We start from the raw sequence: 17886 nt of genomic DNA on the forward strand, positions 1-17886 counted from the left end.
GCACCCCGACCCGCCCGCTCGGCCGACGCCGGGTCGCCCCGAGCCCGTCCCCTGACATGCGACGTGGGCGAACCGGTCGGACACTTGGACCGGGATGCGCACACCCGCCGCTAGAGGAGGCGACATGAGCTGGTTGTGGGCCATCATCGTGGGCCTGGTCCTGGGCCTGCTGGCCAAGGCCATTCTCCCCGGCAAGCAGAACATCCCGATCTGGCTGACGATCATCTTCGGCATCATCGGCAGCATCATCGGCAACGCGGTCGCTGGCTGGATCGGAGTGGACGACACCAAGGGGATCGACTGGATCCGGCATCTGCTGCAACTGGCCGGTGCCGTGCTCGTCGTCGGCGTCGGCGACCGGCTCTGGGCGTCGATCAAGGGGAAACGCCACGCCTGACCCGGTCGGCGACGACCGGGCGGCCCCGCCGGGGGCCGGCCACGCACCCGCGTGGCCGACCCCCGGCGGCACCCTGTCAGTCGGCCGCGACCTCGATCGCGGCCAGGTTCTTCTTGCCGCGCCGCAGCACCAGCCAGCGGCCGTGCAACAGGTCCGCCTCGTCGAGCTCGGCGTCCTCGGAGGTCACCTTGGCGTTGTTCACGTAGGCGCCACCCTCCTTCACCGTGCGTCGCGCGGCCGACTTGCTGGCCACCAGGCCCACGGCGGCGAACAGGTCCACCACCGGGGCCAGCGTGCCCATCCGCGCGTGCGGCAGCTCGGACAGCGCGGCGCTCAGCGTCGCGGCGTCCAGCTCGGCCAGGTCGCCCTGCCCGAACAGCGCCCGGGACGCGGCGATGACCGCGGCGCACTGGTCGGCGCCGTGCACCAGCGTCGTCAGCTCCTCCGCCAGCGCGCGCTGGGCCGCCCGCGCCTGCGGGCGCTCCTCGGTCGACCTCTCCAGCTCCTCCAGCTCCTGCCGGCTCCTGAAGGAGAGGATGCGCGCGTACCGGCTCACGTCCCGGTCGTCCACGTTCAGCCAGAACTGGTAGAACGCGTACGGCGTGGTCATCTCCGGGTCGAGCCAGACCGAGCCGCCCTCGGTCTTGCCGAACTTGGTGCCGTCCGCCTTCGTCATCAGCGGCGTCGCCAGCGCGTGCACCGTGGCCTGCGGCTCCAGGCGGTGGATCAGGTCGATGCCCGCCGTGAGGTTGCCCCACTGGTCGCTGCCGCCCTGCTGGAGCACGCAGCCGTGGCGACGGTACAGCTCCAGGAAGTCCATGCCCTGGAGCAACTGGTAGCTGAACTCGGTGTAGCTGATGCCCTGCTCGGACTCCAGCCGGCGGGCGACCGAGTCCTTGGTGAGCATCTTGTTCACCCGGAAGTGCTTGCCGATGTCCCGCAGGAACTCGATCGCCGACAGGCCCTCGGTCCAGTCCAGGTTGTTGACCAGCACGGCCGCGTTCTCGCCGTCGAAGGTCAGGAACGGCTCGATCTGGGCGCGCAGCCGGGTCACCCAGTTCGCGACCGTCGCCGGGTCGTTCAGCGTGCGCTCGGCGGTGGGCCGCGGGTCACCGATCTGCCCGGTGGCCCCGCCGACCAGCGCCAGCGGCCGGTGCCCCGCCCGCTGGAGCCGGCGCATCGTGAGCACCTGCACGAGGTGCCCGACGTGCAGCGACGCCGCGGTCGGGTCGAAGCCGCAATAGAAGGTGACGGGACCGTCCGCGAGGGCCTTGCGCAAAGCGTCCTCGTCCGTGGACTGGGCGAAGAGCCCACGCCACTTCAGGTCGTCGACGATGTCCGTCACGGTTCTCGTATCTCCTTGTATGGCTTGTTCGTCCGGAGCGTCCGTAGGCCGGCCCGATCCGCCGGAGCGAGCCGGCTCGCTCCGGTACGAGGTTATACGCCCTCGCTGACCGAGCTCATGTGGAAGTCGGGCACGCGCAGCGCCGGCATCGCGGTCCTGGGGAAGTAGTCGCCCCACTCGCGCGACAGCGTCCGCTCGGTACGCCCCGCCTCGCTGGCCCGGGAGAGCAGGTCCACCGGCGACTCGTTGAACCGGAAGTTGTTCACCTCGCCGACGACCTCACCCCGCTCCACCAGGTAGACACCGTCCCGGGTCAGCCCCGTCAGCAGCAGCGTCGCCGGGTCCACCTCGCGGATGTACCACAGGCAGGTCAGCAGCAGCGCGGGCCCGTCGTGCCCGGCGTCGGCCACCAGGTCGGCCAGGGAGCGCGAGCCGCCCCCGTCCAGGATCAGGTTGTCCACCGCGGGGGCCACCGGCAGCCCGGTCAGCGCGGCGCTGTGCCGGCTGGTCACCAGGCGGGACAGCGCGCCGTCCCTGATCCACTCGGTGGGGCCCAGCGGCAGCCCGTTGTCGAAGACCGACGCGTCGCCGCCCGAGCTGTGCGCCAGCACGAACGGCGCCGCCTCAAGCCCGGGCTCGCCCGGGTCGCTGCGCAGCGTCAGCGGCAGCTTGGCCAGCCGCTCGCCGACCTTGGTGCTGCCGCCCGGCTTGCTGAAGACCGTACGACCCTCGGCGGCGTCCCGCCCCGACGACGACCAGAGCTGGTAGATCAGCAGGTCCGCCACGGCCGTCGGCGGCAGCAGCGTCTCGTACCGCCCGGCCGGCAGCTCCGTGCGGCGCCGCGCCCACTCCAGGCGCTGGGCCAGCTCCGCGTCGAGCGCCAGCGGGTCCACGTCCGTGAAGTTGTTCGTGGCGCGCCCGACCCAGGCGGAGCGCGGGACGGGCGCGTCGCCCGCCCCCGGCGCCTTCGCGTTCAGCTCCAACGTGCCGCTGGGCTGGTCGTGGCGCAGCCGCAGCCCGGTGGAGGTGCCCAGGTAGCTGGAGACCAGCTCGTGGTAGGCGAAGCCGTACAGGTCGCGGCCGGCCGCGCGGGCGCGGCCGAACGCCTCGCCGAGCGCGGGCGCGAACGCCGCGAAGACCTCGGACGAGGTCTCGGCGGGGGCCTCGGTGAAGGTCGCCGACGGCGTGCCGCCGCTCACCAGCGGGCCCGCGTCCTCGGCGGGGCCGGCGCCGCTGGCCGCCGCCTCGGCCGCGCGTACCAGCGGCTCCAGGTCCTCGGCGGTCACGGCGGAGCGGGAGACGACGCCGGAGGCGGTGCCCTCGCGGCCGTCGACCGTCGCGATCACCGTGAGCGTGCGGTCGCGGGTGACGCCGTTGGTGGTCAGCGCGTTGCGGGCCCAGCGCAGGTTGGCGCTGGAGCGCTCGTCGGCGATGACCACGCAGCCGTCGGCGCGGGACAGGTCAAGGGCGCGCTCGACGATCTCGTGCGGCGCGGTGGTGCGGTGCGTGGCGGCGCTCATCGCCCGGCCTCCTGCGTGGTGTTCAGGATGTTCACGTTGCGGAACAGCGCGGAGGGGCAGCCGTGCGAGACGGCGGCGACCTGACCGGGCTGGGCCTTGCCGCAGTTGAACGCGCCGCCCAGCACATAGGTCTGCGGCCCGCCGACGGCCGACATGGAGCCCCAGAAGTCGGTGGTGGTCGCCTGGTAGGCGACGTCACGCAGTTGGCCGGCGAGCCGGCCGTTCTCGATCCGGAAGAAGCGCTGGCCGGTGAACTGGAAGTTGTACCGCTGCATGTCGATGGACCAGGACCGGTCGCCCACGACGTAGATACCCCGCTCGACCTCGCCGATCAGCTCGTCGGTGCTCGGCCCGTCCGGCGCCGGCTGGAGCGATACGTTCGCCATCCGCTGGACGGGCACGTGGCCGGGGGAGTCCGCGTAGGCGCAGCCGTTGGACCGCTCGAACCCGGTGAGCCGCGCGATGCGGCGGTCGAGCTGGTAGCCCACCAGCGTCCCGTCCTTGATCAGGTCCCAGGACTGCGCGGCCACCCCCTCGTCGTCGTAGCCGATGGTGGCCAGGCCGTGCTCGGCGGTGCGGTCACCGGTCACGTTCATGATCCCGGAGCCGTACGCCAGCGAGCCGAGCTGGTCGAAGGTGGCGAACGAGGTGCCCGCGTACGCCGCCTCGTAGCCCAGCGCCCGGTCCAGCTCGGTGGCGTGCCCGATCGACTCGTGGATGGTCAGCCACAGGTTGGACGGGTCGACGACCAGGTCGTACGTACCGGCCTGTACGGAAGGGGCGCGCATCTTCTCCGCGAGCAGCTCGGGCATCCGCGCCAGCTCCGTGTCCCAGTCCCAGCCGGTGCCGGTCAGGTACTCCCAGCCCCGGCCGACCGGCGGCGCGAGCGTGCGCATCGAGTCGAACTCGCCGCTCTGGGGATCCACGGCCACCGCCGTCAGCGTCGGGTGCAGCCGCACCCGCTGCTGGGTGGTGACGGTGCCGGCGGTGTCCGCGTAGAACTTGTTCTCGTGCACGGTCAGCAGCGACGCGTCCGCGTGCGCCACGCCCTCCGCGGCGAGCAGCCGCTCGCTCCACTGCGCCAGCAGGCCCGTCTTCTCCGCGTCGGGCACGGTGAACGGGTCGATCTCGTACGCGGAGACCCAGGTCCGGTCCGCGTGCACGGGCTCGTCCGCCAGCCGCACGGACTCCGTGCTGCCGGCGGCCTCGATCACCTTCGCCGAGAGCCTGGCCATGGCCACCGCCTGCCCGGCCACCCGCGCCGCCGCGTCCATGGTCAGGTCGACGCCCGAGGCGAACCCCCACGCTCCGCCGTGCACCACCCGCACCGCGTACCCCAGCTCGGTGGTGTCCGACGAACCCGCCGGCCTGGCGTCCCGCAGGCGCAGGGACGCGCTGCGCACCCGCTCGAAACGGAAGTCCGCGTGCTCGACGCCCAGCGCGCGAGCCCGTGCGAGCGCGGCATCGGCCAGCGCGCGCAGCGGCAGCGCGAGGAAGGTCTCATCAATCTCGTGCGCCACGGGCGCCTCACCTTCTCGATGACTCGATTCGTCACGGCAGTGAATCATGTCGCCGCCCTGGTCCGGCGTGGTTTTGTGCCGGCGTGACGAGCCGGCCGGGACGGCGGCCGGTTCGCCGCTCCCTGCCGTCGCCGCGGCGCGCGGCGCCCTGCCGCGGCCGGGCACGCGCTGGTGTGCGCCGATCCACGCACCGTAGCCGTCGGCACGCGAGAGTGGCCCGTGGCCGGTCGGACGGCCGGTTCTGTAGGGACCCGACAGCGCGCGCCGTACGCCCCTGTCGGAGGCGGCTTCTCCGTCGGGACCGGGGGACCGATAGTTTTCGGGTATCCAGACCGCTTATCGAAAGGGTGGACCCTTGAGCCGCTCGGTTCTCGTCACCGGTGGAAACCGGGGCATCGGCCTCGCTATCGCTCGCGCGTTCGCCGACGCGGGGGACAAGGTCGCCATCACCTACCGCTCCGGCGAGCCGCCGGCCGGATTCCTCGCCGTCAAGTGCGACATCACGGAGCCGGAGCAGGTCGAGCAGGCGTACAAGGAGATCGAGGAGAAGCAGGGCCCGGTCGAGGTGCTGATCGCCAACGCCGGCGTGACCCGTGACCAGCTTCTGATGCGCATGTCGGAAGAGGACTTCAGCTCCGTGCTGGAGACCAACCTCACCGGCACCTTCCGCGTCGTCAAGCGCGCCAACCGCGCCATGCTGCGCGCCCGCAAGGGCCGTATCGTGCTCATCTCCTCGGTCGTGGGCCTGCTCGGTTCGGCGGGGCAGTCGAACTACGCCGCGTCCAAGGCCGGTCTGGTGGGCTTCGCCCGCTCCCTCGCCCGCGAGCTCGGGTCGCGCAACATCACCGTGAACGTCGTCGCCCCCGGCTTCGTCGACACGGACATGACCCGGGTGCTCAGCGACGAGCAGCGGGAGAGCATCGTGAAGCAGGTGCCCCTGGGCCGCTACGCCCAGGTCGAGGAGATCGCCGCCTCGGTCCGCTTCCTGGCCTCCGAGGAGGCCGCGTACATCACTGGAGCCGTCATTCCCGTCGACGGCGGATTGGGCATGGGTCACTGAACGACATGAGTGGAATCCTCGCAGGCAAGCGCATCCTGATTACCGGCGTCCTGACCGATCACTCCATCGCCTTCCACGCCGCCAAGGTGGCGCAGGAGGAGGGCGCCGAGGTGATCCTCACCGGCTTCGGCCGGGTCACGCTGGTGCAGCGGATCGCCAAGCGGCTGCCCAAGCCCGCGCCGGTCATCGAACTGGACGTGCAGAACCCGGAGCACCTGGCCTCGCTCGCCGACAAGATCCGCGAGCACTCCAGCGACGACACCGGCCTCGACGGCGTGGTGCACTCGATCGCCTTCGGGCCGCAGGGCGCGTTCAACTTCCTGGAGGCGGACTGGGAGGACGTCTCGACGGCGCTGCACGTCTCGGCGTACTCGCTCAAGTCGCTGACCATGGCCTGCCTGCCGCTGATGGAGAAGCGCGGCGGTTCGGTCGTGGGCATCACCTTCGACGGCTCCATCGCCTGGCCGAAGTACGACTGGATGGGCGTGGCCAAGGCCGCCCTGGAGTCCACGGGCCGCTACCTCGCGCGCGACCTGGGCGCCAAGAACATCCGCTGCAACATGGTCTCGGCCGGCCCGATCAAGTCGATGGCCGCCAAGTCCATCCCGGGCTTCGAGGAACTGGCCGACGTCTGGAACCACCGCGCCCCGATCGGCTGGGACCTGTCCGACCCCGAGCCCGCGGGCCGTGGCGTGGTCGCGCTCCTCTCGGACTTCTTCCCGAAGACCACCGGCGAGGTCGTGCACGTCGACGGCGGCGTGCACATGATGGGTGCCTGACCCACCGCCAACCGGCGCCCACCGTACGGGCGCCGCACTCGTACGCGGGACGACGCCCGCTCCGCCCGAACGGCGGGGCGGGCGTCGTCCGTCTCCAGCGCTCGTTCCCACGTCTCCAGTGCTCGTTCCCAGGAGACGTCCCACCGGCCGTCTCCGCTGTCCGTGTCCGGCCCGCGCCTCAGGCGGCCCGCTCGAGCGGCCTTCCCAGGTCGTGCGCCGGGGCGGTGCCGGCGACACTGTGAGGGAGCCGGGGGCACCCCCCCCGGCAACGCGCTAAGAGAGGTGTCGGCGTGCGCATGTCCCGTCGCCGAATAGCCGCCCTGGCGATGGCCGCGGCCGGGCTGGCCCTGTCGCTGACGCCGCCTGCCGGCGCCGCGCCCACCGAGGCGGACTGCCGCACTGCGGTGCGCGGCAGCACCGGTACCGCGACCTGCTTCAACCCGGACGCGGACGCGGACCACGTCCAACTGCACATCGAATGCCGCCGCTGGTGGGACCCCGACGTCGACGGCCGCCCCGTCGAGCTGGGCCCGACCCAGGGCGTGACGCTGGCGGACCGCTGCTGGAAGGAAGTCCAGAGCGTGTGGATCACCCACGGCTGACGGCCCCCCCCCGCGCTCCCACCTTTCCGGTACGTACCCACGCGAGGGCACGGCGCCCCCGAGCCGGGCGTACGCCCCGCCCCCCTGATCCGGCCGGCGCCAGGTGCTGGCTCCCTGGCGCCGGTCGCACCGCTCCTGGCCGGGCGTTACGGCGCGCGGCGCGGCGGGTGGCCGAGCGGGGGCGCCGGCCTCACGCCTCCACGAACCGGCACCCGAAGGGGTGTGCCGAAGCCTCCGCCGCGGCCCGCTCCTCGTCCCGGTCCCGGATCGCCGTCACCAGCCGCGCGTGGTCCACGTACGCCTCCGGACGCAACCGCTCACCGACGTTGGCCCGCAGGAACTCGCGCAGCACCATGCCGAGGTCCGCGTACAACTCGGCCAGCACGTCGTTGTGCGAGGCCGCCACGACCGCCATGTGCAGCGTGCCGTCGGCCTCGACGAAGCTCGCCGCGTCGCCGGACTCCCAGGCTCGCTCGCGCCGCTCGAGGAGGACGCCGAGCTGGCGCATGTCCGGCTCCGTCCGCCGTCGCGCGGCCAGCCGGGCCGCCTCCGCCTCCAGGGCGCTGCGCAGCTCCGCGATGTGCTGGGGGTCGGCCCCGGCGAACCTGCGGTTCATCACGCCGGCCAGTTCGCTGGTGGCCACCACGTATGTCCCCGAGCCCTGCCGGATGTCGAGCAGGCCGTTGTGCGCGAGGGCGCGCACCGCCTCCCGCACCGTGTTGCGCGCCACCCCGAGCTGCTCGACGAGTTCGGGCTCGGTGGGGATGCGCGAGCCGACCGGCCACTCGCCGGTGGTGATCTGGGCGCGGAGCTGGGCGATCACCTGGTCGGCGAGGGCGGAACGCCGGGGCGAGGTCAGCGGCATGACTCTCCTGGTCGGGGGCGGCCGAACCCTCCTGGGCGGGGGCGTCCGACGGGCTGGCGAAGCCCCCATTCTGTCGCCCCGCCGCGGCCCCGCACACGGGGCGGCCGGCCGTGGCGCGCGGAGGGCGGCGAGGAAGCGGCCGCCGAAGTTCGGAGTGGACAGGGATTCATCCCATGATTCTATGATGGCCGCATGACAGACGACCACCTTGCGGAGGCCGGGCGCACGCCCGCGCGCGACGGCTCCTCGGCGCGGCACGGCCAGGTGCCCGCCACGGGCGACCGCACGGCGCGGCGCACGGCAACCGTCGCGCCGCCCGAGCCCGCCGCCGTGCGCGAGAGCGCCGGCGAGGGCGCCAGCGAGGCCGGGGGCGCGCCGGTCGCCGTCGGCGACCGGCCCACGGCGGCGGCGCTTCCGGGCTCGCCCTGGCAGCGCCGGCTGCTGATCGCCGGGCTGGTCCTGGCCGCGCTCAACCTGCGGCCCGCGATCACCAGCCTCGGCGCCCTCCTCGAAGAGGTGCGCGACGGCCTCGGGATGAGCGGCACCGTCGCCGGAATGCTCACCTCCATGCCCGCCCTGTGCTTCGCGGTCTTCGGTCTGACCGCGCCCCGGCTGGCCAGGAGGTGGGGCCAGGAGGCCGTCGTCTGTGCCGGCCTGGTGGCCATCGGCCTCGGCGTACTGATCCGCCCGTTCGCCGGCGGCACCGTCGGCTTCCTGCTCGCCAGCGCCCTCGCGCTCGCCGGCATAGCCGTCAGCAACATCCTGCTGCCGGTGATCGTCAAGCGCCGCTTCCCGGACCGGGTCGGGCCGATGACGGGCGTCTACACCATGGCGCTGGCCCTCGGCACCTCCATCGCCGCGGCCAGCACCGTGCCCCTGACCGACGCGCTGGGCGGCGACTGGCGCACCGGCCTCGTGCTGTGGACCGTGGTCGCTGCCCTCGCGGTGCTGCCCTGGTTCGTCATCGTCAGGTCCAGCCGCGCCGCCCGCCCGGCGACGCCGGCGGATCCGGCCGGTGCGGACGGTTCGACTCTTACCGGTGGCTCGGCTGGCTCGCCCGGCCCCGCCGGCCCGGGCGGCCCGGGCGGTTCTGGCGAGCCCGCGCGGGAGGCCGGGAACGTGCCGGCCGGGCGGGGCCAGTCCGCCGCACCGGGGCAGCCCGCCGCGCGGGGCCGGTCGTCCGGTGACGGCGACGCCGACGCCGGGCCGCAGGCCACGCCGGGGCGCCGGATCACCCGCAGCCCCACCGCCTGGGCCCTGGCCGTCTTCTTCGGGCTCCAGGCCACCGGCGCGTACATCACCATGGGCTGGATGCCGCAGATGTTCCGGGACGCCGGCGTCTCCGCGTCCACCGCGGGCGTCCTGCTCGCGGTCACCATGGCGCTCGGGGTACCGCTGTCCTTCGTACTGCCGCGGCTCGCGGCCAGGCTGCCCCACCAAGGCGGGTTGGTCGTCGCGCTCGGGGCGTGCGGGCTGGTCGGGTACGCGGGGCTGTGGAGCGCGCCGGCCGGCGGCGCCTGGGCCTGGGCCGTGCTGCTCGGCCTCTCCAACTGCGCCTTCCCGCTCGCCCTCACCATGATCGGCATGCGGGCCCGGAGCAGCTCCGGAGTGGTGCGCCTGTCGGCCTTCGCGCAGAGCACCGGCTACCTGATCTCCATCCCCGGGCCGCTCCTGGTCGGCGCGCTCTACCAGCACACCGACGGCTGGGACCTGCCGATCGCGCTGATGGGCGGACTGCTGGTGTTGCAGATCGGCGCGGGGGTGCTGGCCGGGCGCGACCGCATCGTCGAGAACGAGCTCTGACCCCGACGCGCCCCGCGAACCGGCAGTGGGACACTGGGCCACATGTCTGTTCTCGACCCGAACCCCCAGAACGGTCAGAAGAAGCTGCTGACCATCCTTGGCGTCATGCTCGGCATCACCGTCGTCATCGGCATCATCGCGACGATCGCCTCGCCCTGAGCCATCCCCCGCCCCCGCGGGTACCGCCCGCGCCGGGGAGGTGCGCGCGGGGGGCTGGGCCGACCCTCGCGCGTCACGGGCCAGTCCGGCCGGGCGTCGTGGTGGGGCTAGCACCACCATCCCCTAGGGGGTCAGGCTCAGGGGCAACTGGGTGGATCACCGGATGGGCGCGAGGGCCGCGCTTTCGTAAGTTCGATGTACACCGCGCACAGCGGTGGGCGCGGCCGTGGCAGGCGGTCGCGCCGCCCCATCGTTCCCCGGAGGCGATCCCCATGGCAGCCCCTGCGTACAGCCCCGCCGGACGGTCCGACCGCGCGCGGGCCACCGGCGCCGAGCAGCCGGCCGTGCGGGAGGTGGAGCTTCCCTGGTGGGCCATCGCGCTGCCCGCCGTGGTCTTCGCCGCGCTGCTGCTGATGCTCGTCGGCCCCTCCGACGCCCAGGCGGCCGAGGGGAGCACGGGGCACGTGGCGCGGTTCGTGGCCCTCCTGCGGGACTCGATAGTCCAGCTCCTGTCCTGAGCCGCCGCCGCGGCCCCGACGGTGGGCCGCCGCCCCGGTCTCAGCTCGGTGTCGCGCCGCGCGCGTGCCACCCGCGCCCTGCGGGCTGCCAGCCTCCGTGACAACCGGGCCACGTGCCGGGACCCGGCCGCGTGCCGAGATCGGATCGTGCGCCGGAGACCGGGCCTCGCGGGCCCGCGCACCCCCGCGCGAGGAGCCGCGGAGCGCACGACTCCGCACATCGACGGTGTGCGGTCCCGTTGAACCCGCCCCGCCCCGCCGCCGGGCCGATCCGCCCACGCGAAGCAGCCGGTTCCGCCCCCGCACCCGCCTCGTACCAGCGCGCATGCCCAGTGACACGGGGTCCCAGGCGCCGTCCCCCGTACCGAGTGCGCGTCCCAACACCCCGCGCCTCACGGCGCGTTTCATGCGAAGCTGGACGACATGAGCGTCGATGTTCCCCGCAGGATCGTCATTTTCCGACATGCGAAGGCCGACTGGTCCCAAGAATCCGATCATGAGCGCCCCCTCGCGGAGCGTGGCCGCAGGGACGCCCCGGCCGCCGGTCGCTGGCTCGCCTCGGCCGGCATCGCTCCGGAACTTACCCTCTGCTCCAGCGCGGTTCGTACCCGCGAGACGTGGAAGCTCGCGGTGCACGAGCTGCCGCAGCGCCCCAGGACGGTCTACGAGGACCGGATGTACGAGGCATCGCTCGGCGAACTCATCGCCCTGGTCAACGAGACCGCCGAGGACGTCAACGAACTCCTGCTCGTGGGCCACAACCCCGGCATGCACGCCCTGGCCGACGCGCTGGCCGGCGACGCCGAGGGCGACGCCCTGGCGCGGATGAACCGCGCCGGCTTCCCCACCGCGGCCATCGCGGTGCTGACCTTCCAGGGCACGTGGAAGTCGGTCGAGCACGGCGTGGGCCGACTCACCGCCTACTGGTCGCCGCAGGAGTGAGGCCACCGCGCCGCCCCGGCGCGGTGCGCGCGCCCAGTCCGGCGCCGCCCACCACCTCCGGCCCGCCCTCGCCGGGCCGACCGCCGTGCGGCGCCGCCCACCCCGCCTGAGCGAGCGGCCCTCCGCCGCCGGACCACCGGCCGGCGGCGGGCCGCAGGCGCCTCGGGCCCCGTACGCGCACCCCGTACGGGACGGGGGCGGGCGAGGCCCGTGAGCGGGGGAGCGGGGGTTACGCGTCCTCGGGCGAGTGCGTCTCCGCGGCCTCGACCTCTTCGCGGGTGATGCCGAGCAGGTACAGGACGGTGTCCAGGAACGGCACGTTGACGGCGGTGTGCGCCGCCTCGCGGACGACCGGCTTGGCGTTGAAGGCGACGCCGAGCCCCGCCGCGTTCAGCATGTCCAGGTCGTTCGCGCCGTCGCCGATGGCGACGGTCTGCGCCAGCGGCACCCCGGCCTCGGCGGCGAACCTGCGCAACAGGGCCGCCTTGCCCGCCCGGTCCACGACGTCACCGATCACGCGCCCGGTGAGCTTGCCGTCCACCACCTCAAGGGTGTTCGCCGCGGCGAAGGCGAGCCCGAGCCGTTCCTTCAGGTCATCGGTGACCTGCGTGAACCCGCCGGAGACCACGCCCACTTGGTAGCCGAGGTGCTTGAGCGTACGGATCAGGGTCCGCGCCCCGGGCGTGAGGCGCACCTCGGCGCGGACCTTGTCCACCACCGACTCGTCGAGCCCGGCGAGCAGCGCGACCCGCTCGTGCAGCGACTCCTCGAAGTCCAACTCGCCGCGCATCGCGCGCGCCGTGACCTCGGCGACCTCGGCCTCGCAACCCGCGTGCGCGGCGAAGAGTTCGATCACCTCGTCCTGGATGAGCGTCGAGTCGACGTCCATCACCACCAGCCGTTGCGCGCGTCGCTGGAGCCCGGAGGCCACCACGGCGACGTCCACGCCGAGCGCCGCGCCCTCCAGCGCGAGGGCCGTGCGCAGCGGTTCGGTCTCGGTGCCGGAGACCGCGAACTCCACGGCGGTCACCGGGTACTTGGCGAGTCGGAAGATGCGGTCGATGTTGCCGCCGACGCCGGTGATGCGGGCGGCGATGGCCGCGGTCGACTCGGCGGTCAGCGGGTGGCCGAGCACCGTGACGTGTGAGCGCCCGGTGCCGCGTGGCCGGTTATCGCCGATGCCGGAGATGATCTCGGCCTGGAGGCGCTGCGAGTCGGCCCAGCTGTGCACGGTCGAGCGCAGCTCGCCGGCCGTGGCGCCCTTCTCGTCGGGCGCCGTGACGAGCGCGCACAGCACTATCCGGCCACGGGTGACGACCTGCTCCAGATCGATCACATCAACGTCGAAGGCGGCGAGCGTGTCGAAGAGCCCGGCGGTGATGCCGGGGCGGTCCTTGCCGAAGATCTTGACGAGGAGAGTGGGCACGTCGTCGCCGGGAACGGACGTGACGGGGGTGGTCTGCGGTGTGCTCATGGTGTTTCCACGGTAGCGGGCCAGGGACATCTGTCGTCCGCCTGTCCGGACCACGGACAGTCGTACGGCCACTGGTCGCCGGACCGTTACCAGTGCGTGAGGTTCCGTTTCGGTACGGTCTGCCCCCGTCTGCGCGGTGACGTAGACGGCATACGTCAAAGATCGCCCCACCGCTCGCCGGTCCGACACCCCGCGCTGCGACGCCCGGGGCACGCGTGACGGAGGGGGCGGACCCATGGCCGCTGGCCCGACCCGCGCGGGCGGACCTGGACGCTCCGGGGTGACGGCGACGGCGACGGTGGCTTCAGCGGCGGCGACGGGCGACGGGCCGCAGGCGGGCGGACGGCGGACGGCGGGCGCCCGGTGGCGAGCGTCGAGCGTGTGGGCTGGGCGGGTGCCACGCGGGCGCAGGCGGCGCCTGGCGGGGCACGGGCGCCGCACACGTGGCCGGGCCACGGCGTGCGCGGCGTACCGGGGATAGCCGGCGGTCGGCGATACGCGGCGGAGCGGGGGATTCGATCAAGCGGGCTCGCGGTCGATATCGCCGAAATCGGCAGCGACTCGGAGTTCGCGCGTCGCGCTCTTTGTCGGCGATTCCGCCGACATCGCCTTCGGCGACCGCGCGGAAATCATCACGCGCACCTCACGCATACCTCACACGCCTTACGCGCGTATCACACAGCGTCGATCGTGACCGTATCGTTGCCCCGTCGGGCGAGAGCGTGATCGCGTCGGCGGGGAACGCCGCTGACGCGAGGCGATGTCCGTCCGACGTGCATGCCGGCGTGCTCCCTGGCCGGCACCGGAAGGTCGGCCCCGCGTGGTCGCGGCCGGGTGCCGTGGGCCGCGCCCGGCCCGCCCGCTGCCTGCCACTCGGCGCTCGGCGCCCGGCCGGGCCCGCGCGGCAACGGTCGGGCCGGGTCCGCCAATTGCCCGGATACGTATGGTCCGTACGCATCCATGGGTGCTTATTCCTCTCCGGGGGCCTTTCTCCGTACCGAGCGTCACCCGTTACAGGGCCGTGGCAAGGCCCGACTTTCCGTTGGGGGACCGAGCCTGAAATAGTTCCTCACGATGTTCGCCATCCCTAGACTCCCTGTCGCAGGGGGTAACTCGGGGGACAAGTAATTGGGGCATGGAGTGCCGGAAGTCGTACTGGAATTGAATGGACGGACCTGGACGCTGGACCCGTCCAGGTCGTATAGCCTCGGGCGCGATCCGCAAGGCGACGTGGTGCTGGAGGACGCCCGGGTCTCGTGGCGGCACGCCACCGTGCACTGGAACGGGCACGGTTGGGCCATCGAGGACCACGGCAGCACCAACGGCACCTATGCGCGGGGCCAGCGCGTTCAGCACCTGGAGATCAGCCCGGGCACGACCATTCACCTCGGAAACGCCTCCGACGGACCACGGTTGAACTTCACCGGCGCGGCCATGGCCGCCGGGGCCGACGCCCATCCGCAAGCCGGCGGCTACGCCGCGCAGCACGGGATAGCCGCGCAGCAACAGGCCCCCGCCCCGCAGCAGCCCGCGGGTTGGCAGCACGCCGGGCAACAGCAGGGATGGCAGCAGGCCCCGCAGCCCCAACACCCCCAGCAGGCGGCCCCGCCCCAGCACGCGGCCCCGCACCAAGCGGTCCCGCCGCAGCAGTTCCACGGGCAGCAGCAGGCCCCTCACGCACAGCCTCCGCAGGCGCCGCAGCACCAGCACCCAGCACAGCAGGCGCAACAGCCCCAGCAGGTGCCGCCGCAACACCAGCAGCAGGCACCGGGGCATCAGCAGCAGGCGCCGCAGGGCTTCCCCGGCCAGGCCGGGCCGGGCGCGGGCGTCGCCCCGCACGGGGACCGCAGCCCGACCACCTTCCACCAGATCGCCGTCGGCCGCGTGATGCGCATCGGTCGTGCGCTGGAGAACGAACTCGTCGTCTCGGACCTCCAGGTCTCCCGGCACCACGCCGAGTTCCGGGCCATGGCCGACGGCCGGTTCGAGATCGTCGACCTCGGCAGCCACAACGGCACCTACGTCAACGGTCAGCCGGTCCGCCGCCAGATCATCGGCCCCAGCGACATCGTCGGCGTCGGTCACTCGGCCTTCCGGCTGGTCGGCGACCGGCTTGAGGAGTTCGTCGACACCGGCGAGGTCTCCTTCTCGGCCCGCCACCTGACCGTGACGGTCGACGGCGGCAAGCAGATCCTCAAGGACGTCACCTTCGGCGTTCCCGAGAAGTCGCTGGTCGCCGTCATCGGCCCGTCCGGCTCCGGCAAGTCCACCCTGCTGCGGGCGCTCACCGGCTACCGCCCGGCCGACCAGGGTGACGTCCTCTACGACAACCGGAACCTGTACAAGCAGTTCGCCGAGTTGCGGCAGCGCATCGGGCTCGTCCCGCAGGACGACATCCTGCACAAGGAACTCACGGTCAAGAAGGCGCTGCGGTACGCGGCCAAGCTCCGCTTCCCCGGCGACACCGCCGAGGCCGAGCGCGAGGCGCGGATCGGCGAGGTGCTGCGCGAACTCAAGCTCGACATCCACTCCGAAAAGCGGGTCACCTCGCTCTCCGGTGGCCAGCGCAAGCGCGTGTCCGTCGCCCTCGAACTGCTGACCAAGCCGTCGTTGATCTTCCTGGACGAGCCGACGTCCGGCCTCGACCCTGGCATGGACCGCGACGTGATGCAGTTGCTGCGCGGCCTGGCCGACGACGGCCGTACCGTGCTCGTCGTCACGCACTCCGTGGCCGAGCTGGCGCTGTGCGACAAGCTGCTGGTCATGGCCCCCGGCGGGTCCGTCGCCTACTTCGGCCCGCCGGAGGAGGCGCTCAACTTCTTCGGCTACGAGACCTGGGCCGACGTCTTCTCGGCCTTCGAGAACTACCGCGACTACGACTGGGCCGGCCGCTGGCGCGGCTCGCAGCACTTCCAGATGTACGCGGCCGACATCGACGCCGTCGCCCCGCAGTCGGTCCACGTCCAGCCGCCGCCGGCCCGTACGCAGAAGCCGCAGAGCTGGGCCTCGCAGTTGTGGACCCTGATGCGGCGCTACGTGTCGGTGATCGCCTCCGACCGCGGGTTCATCGGCCTGATGGTCATCCTGCCGGCGGTGCTCGGCGCGGTCAGCGTGGTCATCCCCTCCGACTACGGCCTGGTCGCCGGGCCCAAGGGACAGTTCAACCAGGACGCCGGCACGATCATGCTGATCCTCGCGGTCGGCATGTGCTTCTCCGGCGCCGCCAACTCCGTACGAGAGCTGATCAAGGAACGGGTGATCTACGAACGGGAACGGGCCGTCGGCCTGTCCCGGTCCGCCTACCTGATGTCCAAGGTCATCGTGCTGGGCCTGATCACCGCGATCCAGGGCGTGATCATCTGCGCGATCGGCTTCTCCACCCGGGACCTGCCGGACGAGGGCCTGATCTTCCCGCCCGCCGCCGAACTGTGCCTGGTGATCATCGCCCTCGGCTTCACCTCGATGATGTTCGGCCTGGTCATCTCCTCGCTGGTGAAGACGGCCGAGAAGACCATGCCGCTGCTGGTGATGTTCGCGATCGTGCAGGTCGTCTTCACCGGCGTGCTGTTCAAGATCTTCGGCTCGCTCGGCATCGAGCAGTTCGCGTACCTGATGCCCTCGCGCTGGGCGATCGGCGCCTCGGGCGCCACGCTCGACCTCTCGCACGTCATGGCGCCCTGGGACCGCAAGCAGCCGAACGACCTCGACCCGCTGTGGGAGCACTCGGTCGGCCAGTGGACCATCGACATGCTCGCGCTGATCGCGCTCGGCGTCGCCTGCGGCTTCGCCGTCGCCCGGCTGCTGCGCCGCCACGAGCCGGAGGTCATGCGCAAGTAGCGCCCCGGCGTCCGCTCGCGGAGGCCACACGAACGCCGCAGGGCGGCACCCCGGGAAGGGTGCCGCCCTGCGGCGCGTGATGGAACAGGTGCCGCCTGCTGGCGCGGGCCGAAGCGGTGGGCCCGCGCCGCCGGATTCGGCGGGTGGCCGAGCGCCGGCCTAGTACGCCGAGTCGACGTTGTCCATGGTGCCGTACTTCTGGGCCGCGTAGTTGCAAGCGGCCGTGATGTTGGCGACCGGGTCGTAGATGTCCCAGGACGTGCCCTCGACGTGGAACGCCTTGAAGGTCGGCGGGATCACCTGGAGCAGGCCCTTGGACGGAATGCCGGCGATGGCGTTCACGTCCCAGTCATTGATCGCCCGCGGGTTACCGCTGGACTCACGCATGATGTTGCGGTGAATGCCCTCGTAGGTGCCCGGAATGCCATTCTTCTTGAGGATGGCCAGCGATTCCTTGATCCAACCGTCGAGGTTGTTGGAGTAGGTGACCGGAGCCGCCTTGCGGGGCGCCGAACGGCTGGCGGTCTTGCCGGAGCGCTCCTTGACCGCGCTCCGCGCGGAACGCTCCTTGGCCGCACTCTGCGCGGCGCTGCGCTCCTTGGCCGTCTGCATGTCGGCGGCGGCCTGGGTCTGCTCGGAGCGCACCGCCTCGGCGGCGGCCTCCTTCTTGTCCTGGGCGGCCTTCTGCAGGGCCTCGACGGCGCCGGTGCGCGGCAGGTCGGACTTCGCCTGCTGCGGGACGCCGGAGGACAGCGCCTTGCCACCGAAGGCGGCCTGGTTCACGGCGACGCTCTGCGCGGACGGGGCCGCGTTCGACTCGGCGTGGGCGTCGCTGGGGACGGCGGCGAAGGCGATGGCGACGACACCGGTAGCGGCGATGCCGGCGGCGGAAAGCTTGTGGGCCTTGGGCAGGCGGTGATAACCACGAATGCTGGGGACGAGCATGCGGAGTAAACCTCTTCCAATCGCGGGGGTCGCAGTCGCCGTGACGTCGGCGCAGAAGAAGAGCGCCGCGTCTGATGACGGCGCCGTGCGACTCGGCAATTGTTAGCGGTTGGAAAATCG

Annotated in this window: 16 protein-coding genes; 9 read left to right on the plus strand and 7 right to left on the minus strand. The window is 72.5% G+C overall.

From position 1 onward, the window contains the following. Positions 1 to 124 precede the first annotated feature (124 nt). A complete protein-coding gene (locus OYE22_RS27415) occupies positions 125 to 397 on the plus strand; it encodes a GlsB/YeaQ/YmgE family stress response membrane protein (protein WP_277322887.1) in 273 nt (90 codons plus the stop codon). 76 nt (positions 398 to 473) lie between these two features. Here OYE22_RS27415 and tyrS read toward each other — a convergent pair whose 3' ends face one another. From tyrS to OYE22_RS27430, 3 genes are all read right to left on the minus strand, one after another. After that, positions 474 to 1742, minus strand: a complete 1269-nt coding sequence (gene tyrS / locus OYE22_RS27420) for a tyrosine--tRNA ligase (RefSeq protein WP_277322888.1) — start codon at positions 1740 to 1742, stop codon at positions 474 to 476. Positions 1743 to 1834: 92 nt separating this feature from the next. After that, the gene (locus OYE22_RS27425; RefSeq protein ID WP_277322890.1) at positions 1835 to 3262 is read right to left on the minus strand and encodes a metallopeptidase TldD-related protein; all 1428 of its coding nucleotides are present in this window, start codon (positions 3260 to 3262) and stop codon (positions 1835 to 1837) included. Beyond that, positions 3259 to 4782 (minus strand): TldD/PmbA family protein, encoded by a 1524-nt coding sequence (locus tag OYE22_RS27430; protein ID WP_277322891.1) that lies wholly within the window; start codon positions 4780 to 4782, stop codon positions 3259 to 3261. The genes OYE22_RS27425 and OYE22_RS27430 overlap by 4 nt, the downstream gene beginning before the upstream one ends. 355 nt (positions 4783 to 5137) lie before the next feature. On the opposite strand from OYE22_RS27430, the gene fabG reads away from it, so the two are divergent. The 3 genes from fabG to OYE22_RS27445 all read left to right on the plus strand — a co-directional run bounded on the left by fabG (position 5138) and on the right by OYE22_RS27445 (position 7223). Beyond that, positions 5138 to 5842, plus strand: a complete 705-nt coding sequence (gene fabG, locus OYE22_RS27435; RefSeq protein WP_176160961.1) for a 3-oxoacyl-[acyl-carrier-protein] reductase — start codon at positions 5138 to 5140, stop codon at positions 5840 to 5842. A gap of 5 nt (positions 5843 to 5847) precedes the next feature. After that, positions 5848 to 6621 carry an enoyl-ACP reductase FabI gene (gene fabI, locus OYE22_RS27440; protein ID WP_176160960.1) on the plus strand — a complete coding sequence of 258 codons (774 nt, stop codon included), beginning with the start codon at positions 5848 to 5850 and terminating at the stop codon, positions 6619 to 6621. A 296-nt stretch (positions 6622 to 6917) separates the two neighbouring features. Continuing rightward, entirely contained in the window at positions 6918 to 7223 is a 306-nt protein-coding gene (locus OYE22_RS27445; RefSeq protein WP_277322892.1) for a hypothetical protein, read from the plus strand. A 190-nt stretch (positions 7224 to 7413) separates the two neighbouring features. On the opposite strand, the gene OYE22_RS27450 is transcribed toward OYE22_RS27445, so the two are convergent. Then, positions 7414 to 8088 carry an FCD domain-containing protein gene (locus tag OYE22_RS27450; protein ID WP_277322893.1) on the minus strand — a complete coding sequence of 225 codons (675 nt, stop codon included), beginning with the start codon at positions 8086 to 8088 and terminating at the stop codon, positions 7414 to 7416. A gap of 192 nt (positions 8089 to 8280) precedes the next feature. On the opposite strand from OYE22_RS27450, the gene OYE22_RS27455 reads away from it, so the two are divergent. The 4 genes from OYE22_RS27455 (at position 8281) to OYE22_RS27470 (ending at position 11510) form a co-directional block, all read left to right on the plus strand. After that, complete coding sequence (locus tag OYE22_RS27455; protein ID WP_277322894.1) at positions 8281 to 9891, plus strand: MFS transporter; 1611 nt, start codon at positions 8281 to 8283, stop codon at positions 9889 to 9891. Between the two features lie 42 nt (positions 9892 to 9933). Beyond that, the gene (locus tag OYE22_RS27460) at positions 9934 to 10050 is read left to right on the plus strand and encodes an SGM_5486 family transporter-associated protein (protein WP_254391602.1); all 117 of its coding nucleotides are present in this window, start codon (positions 9934 to 9936) and stop codon (positions 10048 to 10050) included. A gap of 272 nt (positions 10051 to 10322) precedes the next feature. Next, positions 10323 to 10568: a hypothetical protein gene (locus OYE22_RS27465; RefSeq protein ID WP_277322895.1), complete on the plus strand. Its 246-nt coding sequence runs from the start codon at positions 10323 to 10325 to the stop codon at positions 10566 to 10568. Between the two features lie 423 nt (positions 10569 to 10991). Next, on the plus strand, positions 10992 to 11510 hold the full coding sequence (locus tag OYE22_RS27470) for a histidine phosphatase family protein (protein WP_176160957.1): 519 nt from the start codon (positions 10992 to 10994) through the stop codon (positions 11508 to 11510). Positions 11511 to 11739: 229 nt separating this feature from the next. Here OYE22_RS27470 and serB read toward each other — a convergent pair whose 3' ends face one another. After that, complete coding sequence (gene serB / locus OYE22_RS27475) at positions 11740 to 12984, minus strand: phosphoserine phosphatase SerB (protein ID WP_277322896.1); 1245 nt, start codon at positions 12982 to 12984, stop codon at positions 11740 to 11742. 519 nt (positions 12985 to 13503) lie between these two features. Next, complete coding sequence (locus tag OYE22_RS27480) at positions 13504 to 13635, minus strand: hypothetical protein (protein ID WP_277322897.1); 132 nt, start codon at positions 13633 to 13635, stop codon at positions 13504 to 13506. Positions 13636 to 14124: 489 nt separating this feature from the next. Here OYE22_RS27480 and OYE22_RS27485 point away from each other — a divergent pair, with 489 nt between their 5' ends. Then, positions 14125 to 16821: an FHA domain-containing protein gene (locus OYE22_RS27485; protein ID WP_277322898.1), complete on the plus strand. Its 2697-nt coding sequence runs from the start codon at positions 14125 to 14127 to the stop codon at positions 16819 to 16821. A 159-nt stretch (positions 16822 to 16980) separates the two neighbouring features. Here the strand turns inward: OYE22_RS27485 and OYE22_RS27490 are convergent, their stop codons facing one another. Then, positions 16981 to 17766: a transglycosylase SLT domain-containing protein gene (locus OYE22_RS27490; protein WP_277322899.1), complete on the minus strand. Its 786-nt coding sequence runs from the start codon at positions 17764 to 17766 to the stop codon at positions 16981 to 16983. Positions 17767 to 17886 lie beyond the last annotated feature (120 nt).

Source organism: Streptomyces sp. 71268, assembly GCF_029392895.1.
Classification (GTDB): domain Bacteria; phylum Actinomycetota; class Actinomycetes; order Streptomycetales; family Streptomycetaceae; genus Streptomyces.

Coding starts and splice junctions, on each gene's coding strand:
- OYE22_RS27415 (WP_277322887.1), top strand. CDS start 125: ATGAGCTGGTTGTGGGCCATCATCGTGGGCCTGGTCCTGGGCCTGCTG.
- OYE22_RS27425 (WP_277322890.1), bottom strand. CDS start 3,262: ATGAGCGCCGCCACGCACCGCACCACCGCGCCGCACGAGATCGTCGAG.
- fabI (WP_176160960.1), top strand. CDS start 5,848: ATGAGTGGAATCCTCGCAGGCAAGCGCATCCTGATTACCGGCGTCCTG.
- OYE22_RS27445 (WP_277322892.1), top strand. CDS start 6,918: ATGTCCCGTCGCCGAATAGCCGCCCTGGCGATGGCCGCGGCCGGGCTG.
- OYE22_RS27450 (WP_277322893.1), bottom strand. CDS start 8,088: ATGCCGCTGACCTCGCCCCGGCGTTCCGCCCTCGCCGACCAGGTGATC.
- OYE22_RS27455 (WP_277322894.1), top strand. CDS start 8,281: ATGACAGACGACCACCTTGCGGAGGCCGGGCGCACGCCCGCGCGCGAC.
- OYE22_RS27460 (WP_254391602.1), top strand. CDS start 9,934: ATGTCTGTTCTCGACCCGAACCCCCAGAACGGTCAGAAGAAGCTGCTG.
- OYE22_RS27465 (WP_277322895.1), top strand. CDS start 10,323: ATGGCAGCCCCTGCGTACAGCCCCGCCGGACGGTCCGACCGCGCGCGG.
- OYE22_RS27470 (WP_176160957.1), top strand. CDS start 10,992: ATGAGCGTCGATGTTCCCCGCAGGATCGTCATTTTCCGACATGCGAAG.
- serB (WP_277322896.1), bottom strand. CDS start 12,984: ATGAGCACACCGCAGACCACCCCCGTCACGTCCGTTCCCGGCGACGAC.
- OYE22_RS27480 (WP_277322897.1), bottom strand. CDS start 13,635: ATGCGTGAGGTGCGCGTGATGATTTCCGCGCGGTCGCCGAAGGCGATG.
- OYE22_RS27490 (WP_277322899.1), bottom strand. CDS start 17,766: ATGCTCGTCCCCAGCATTCGTGGTTATCACCGCCTGCCCAAGGCCCAC.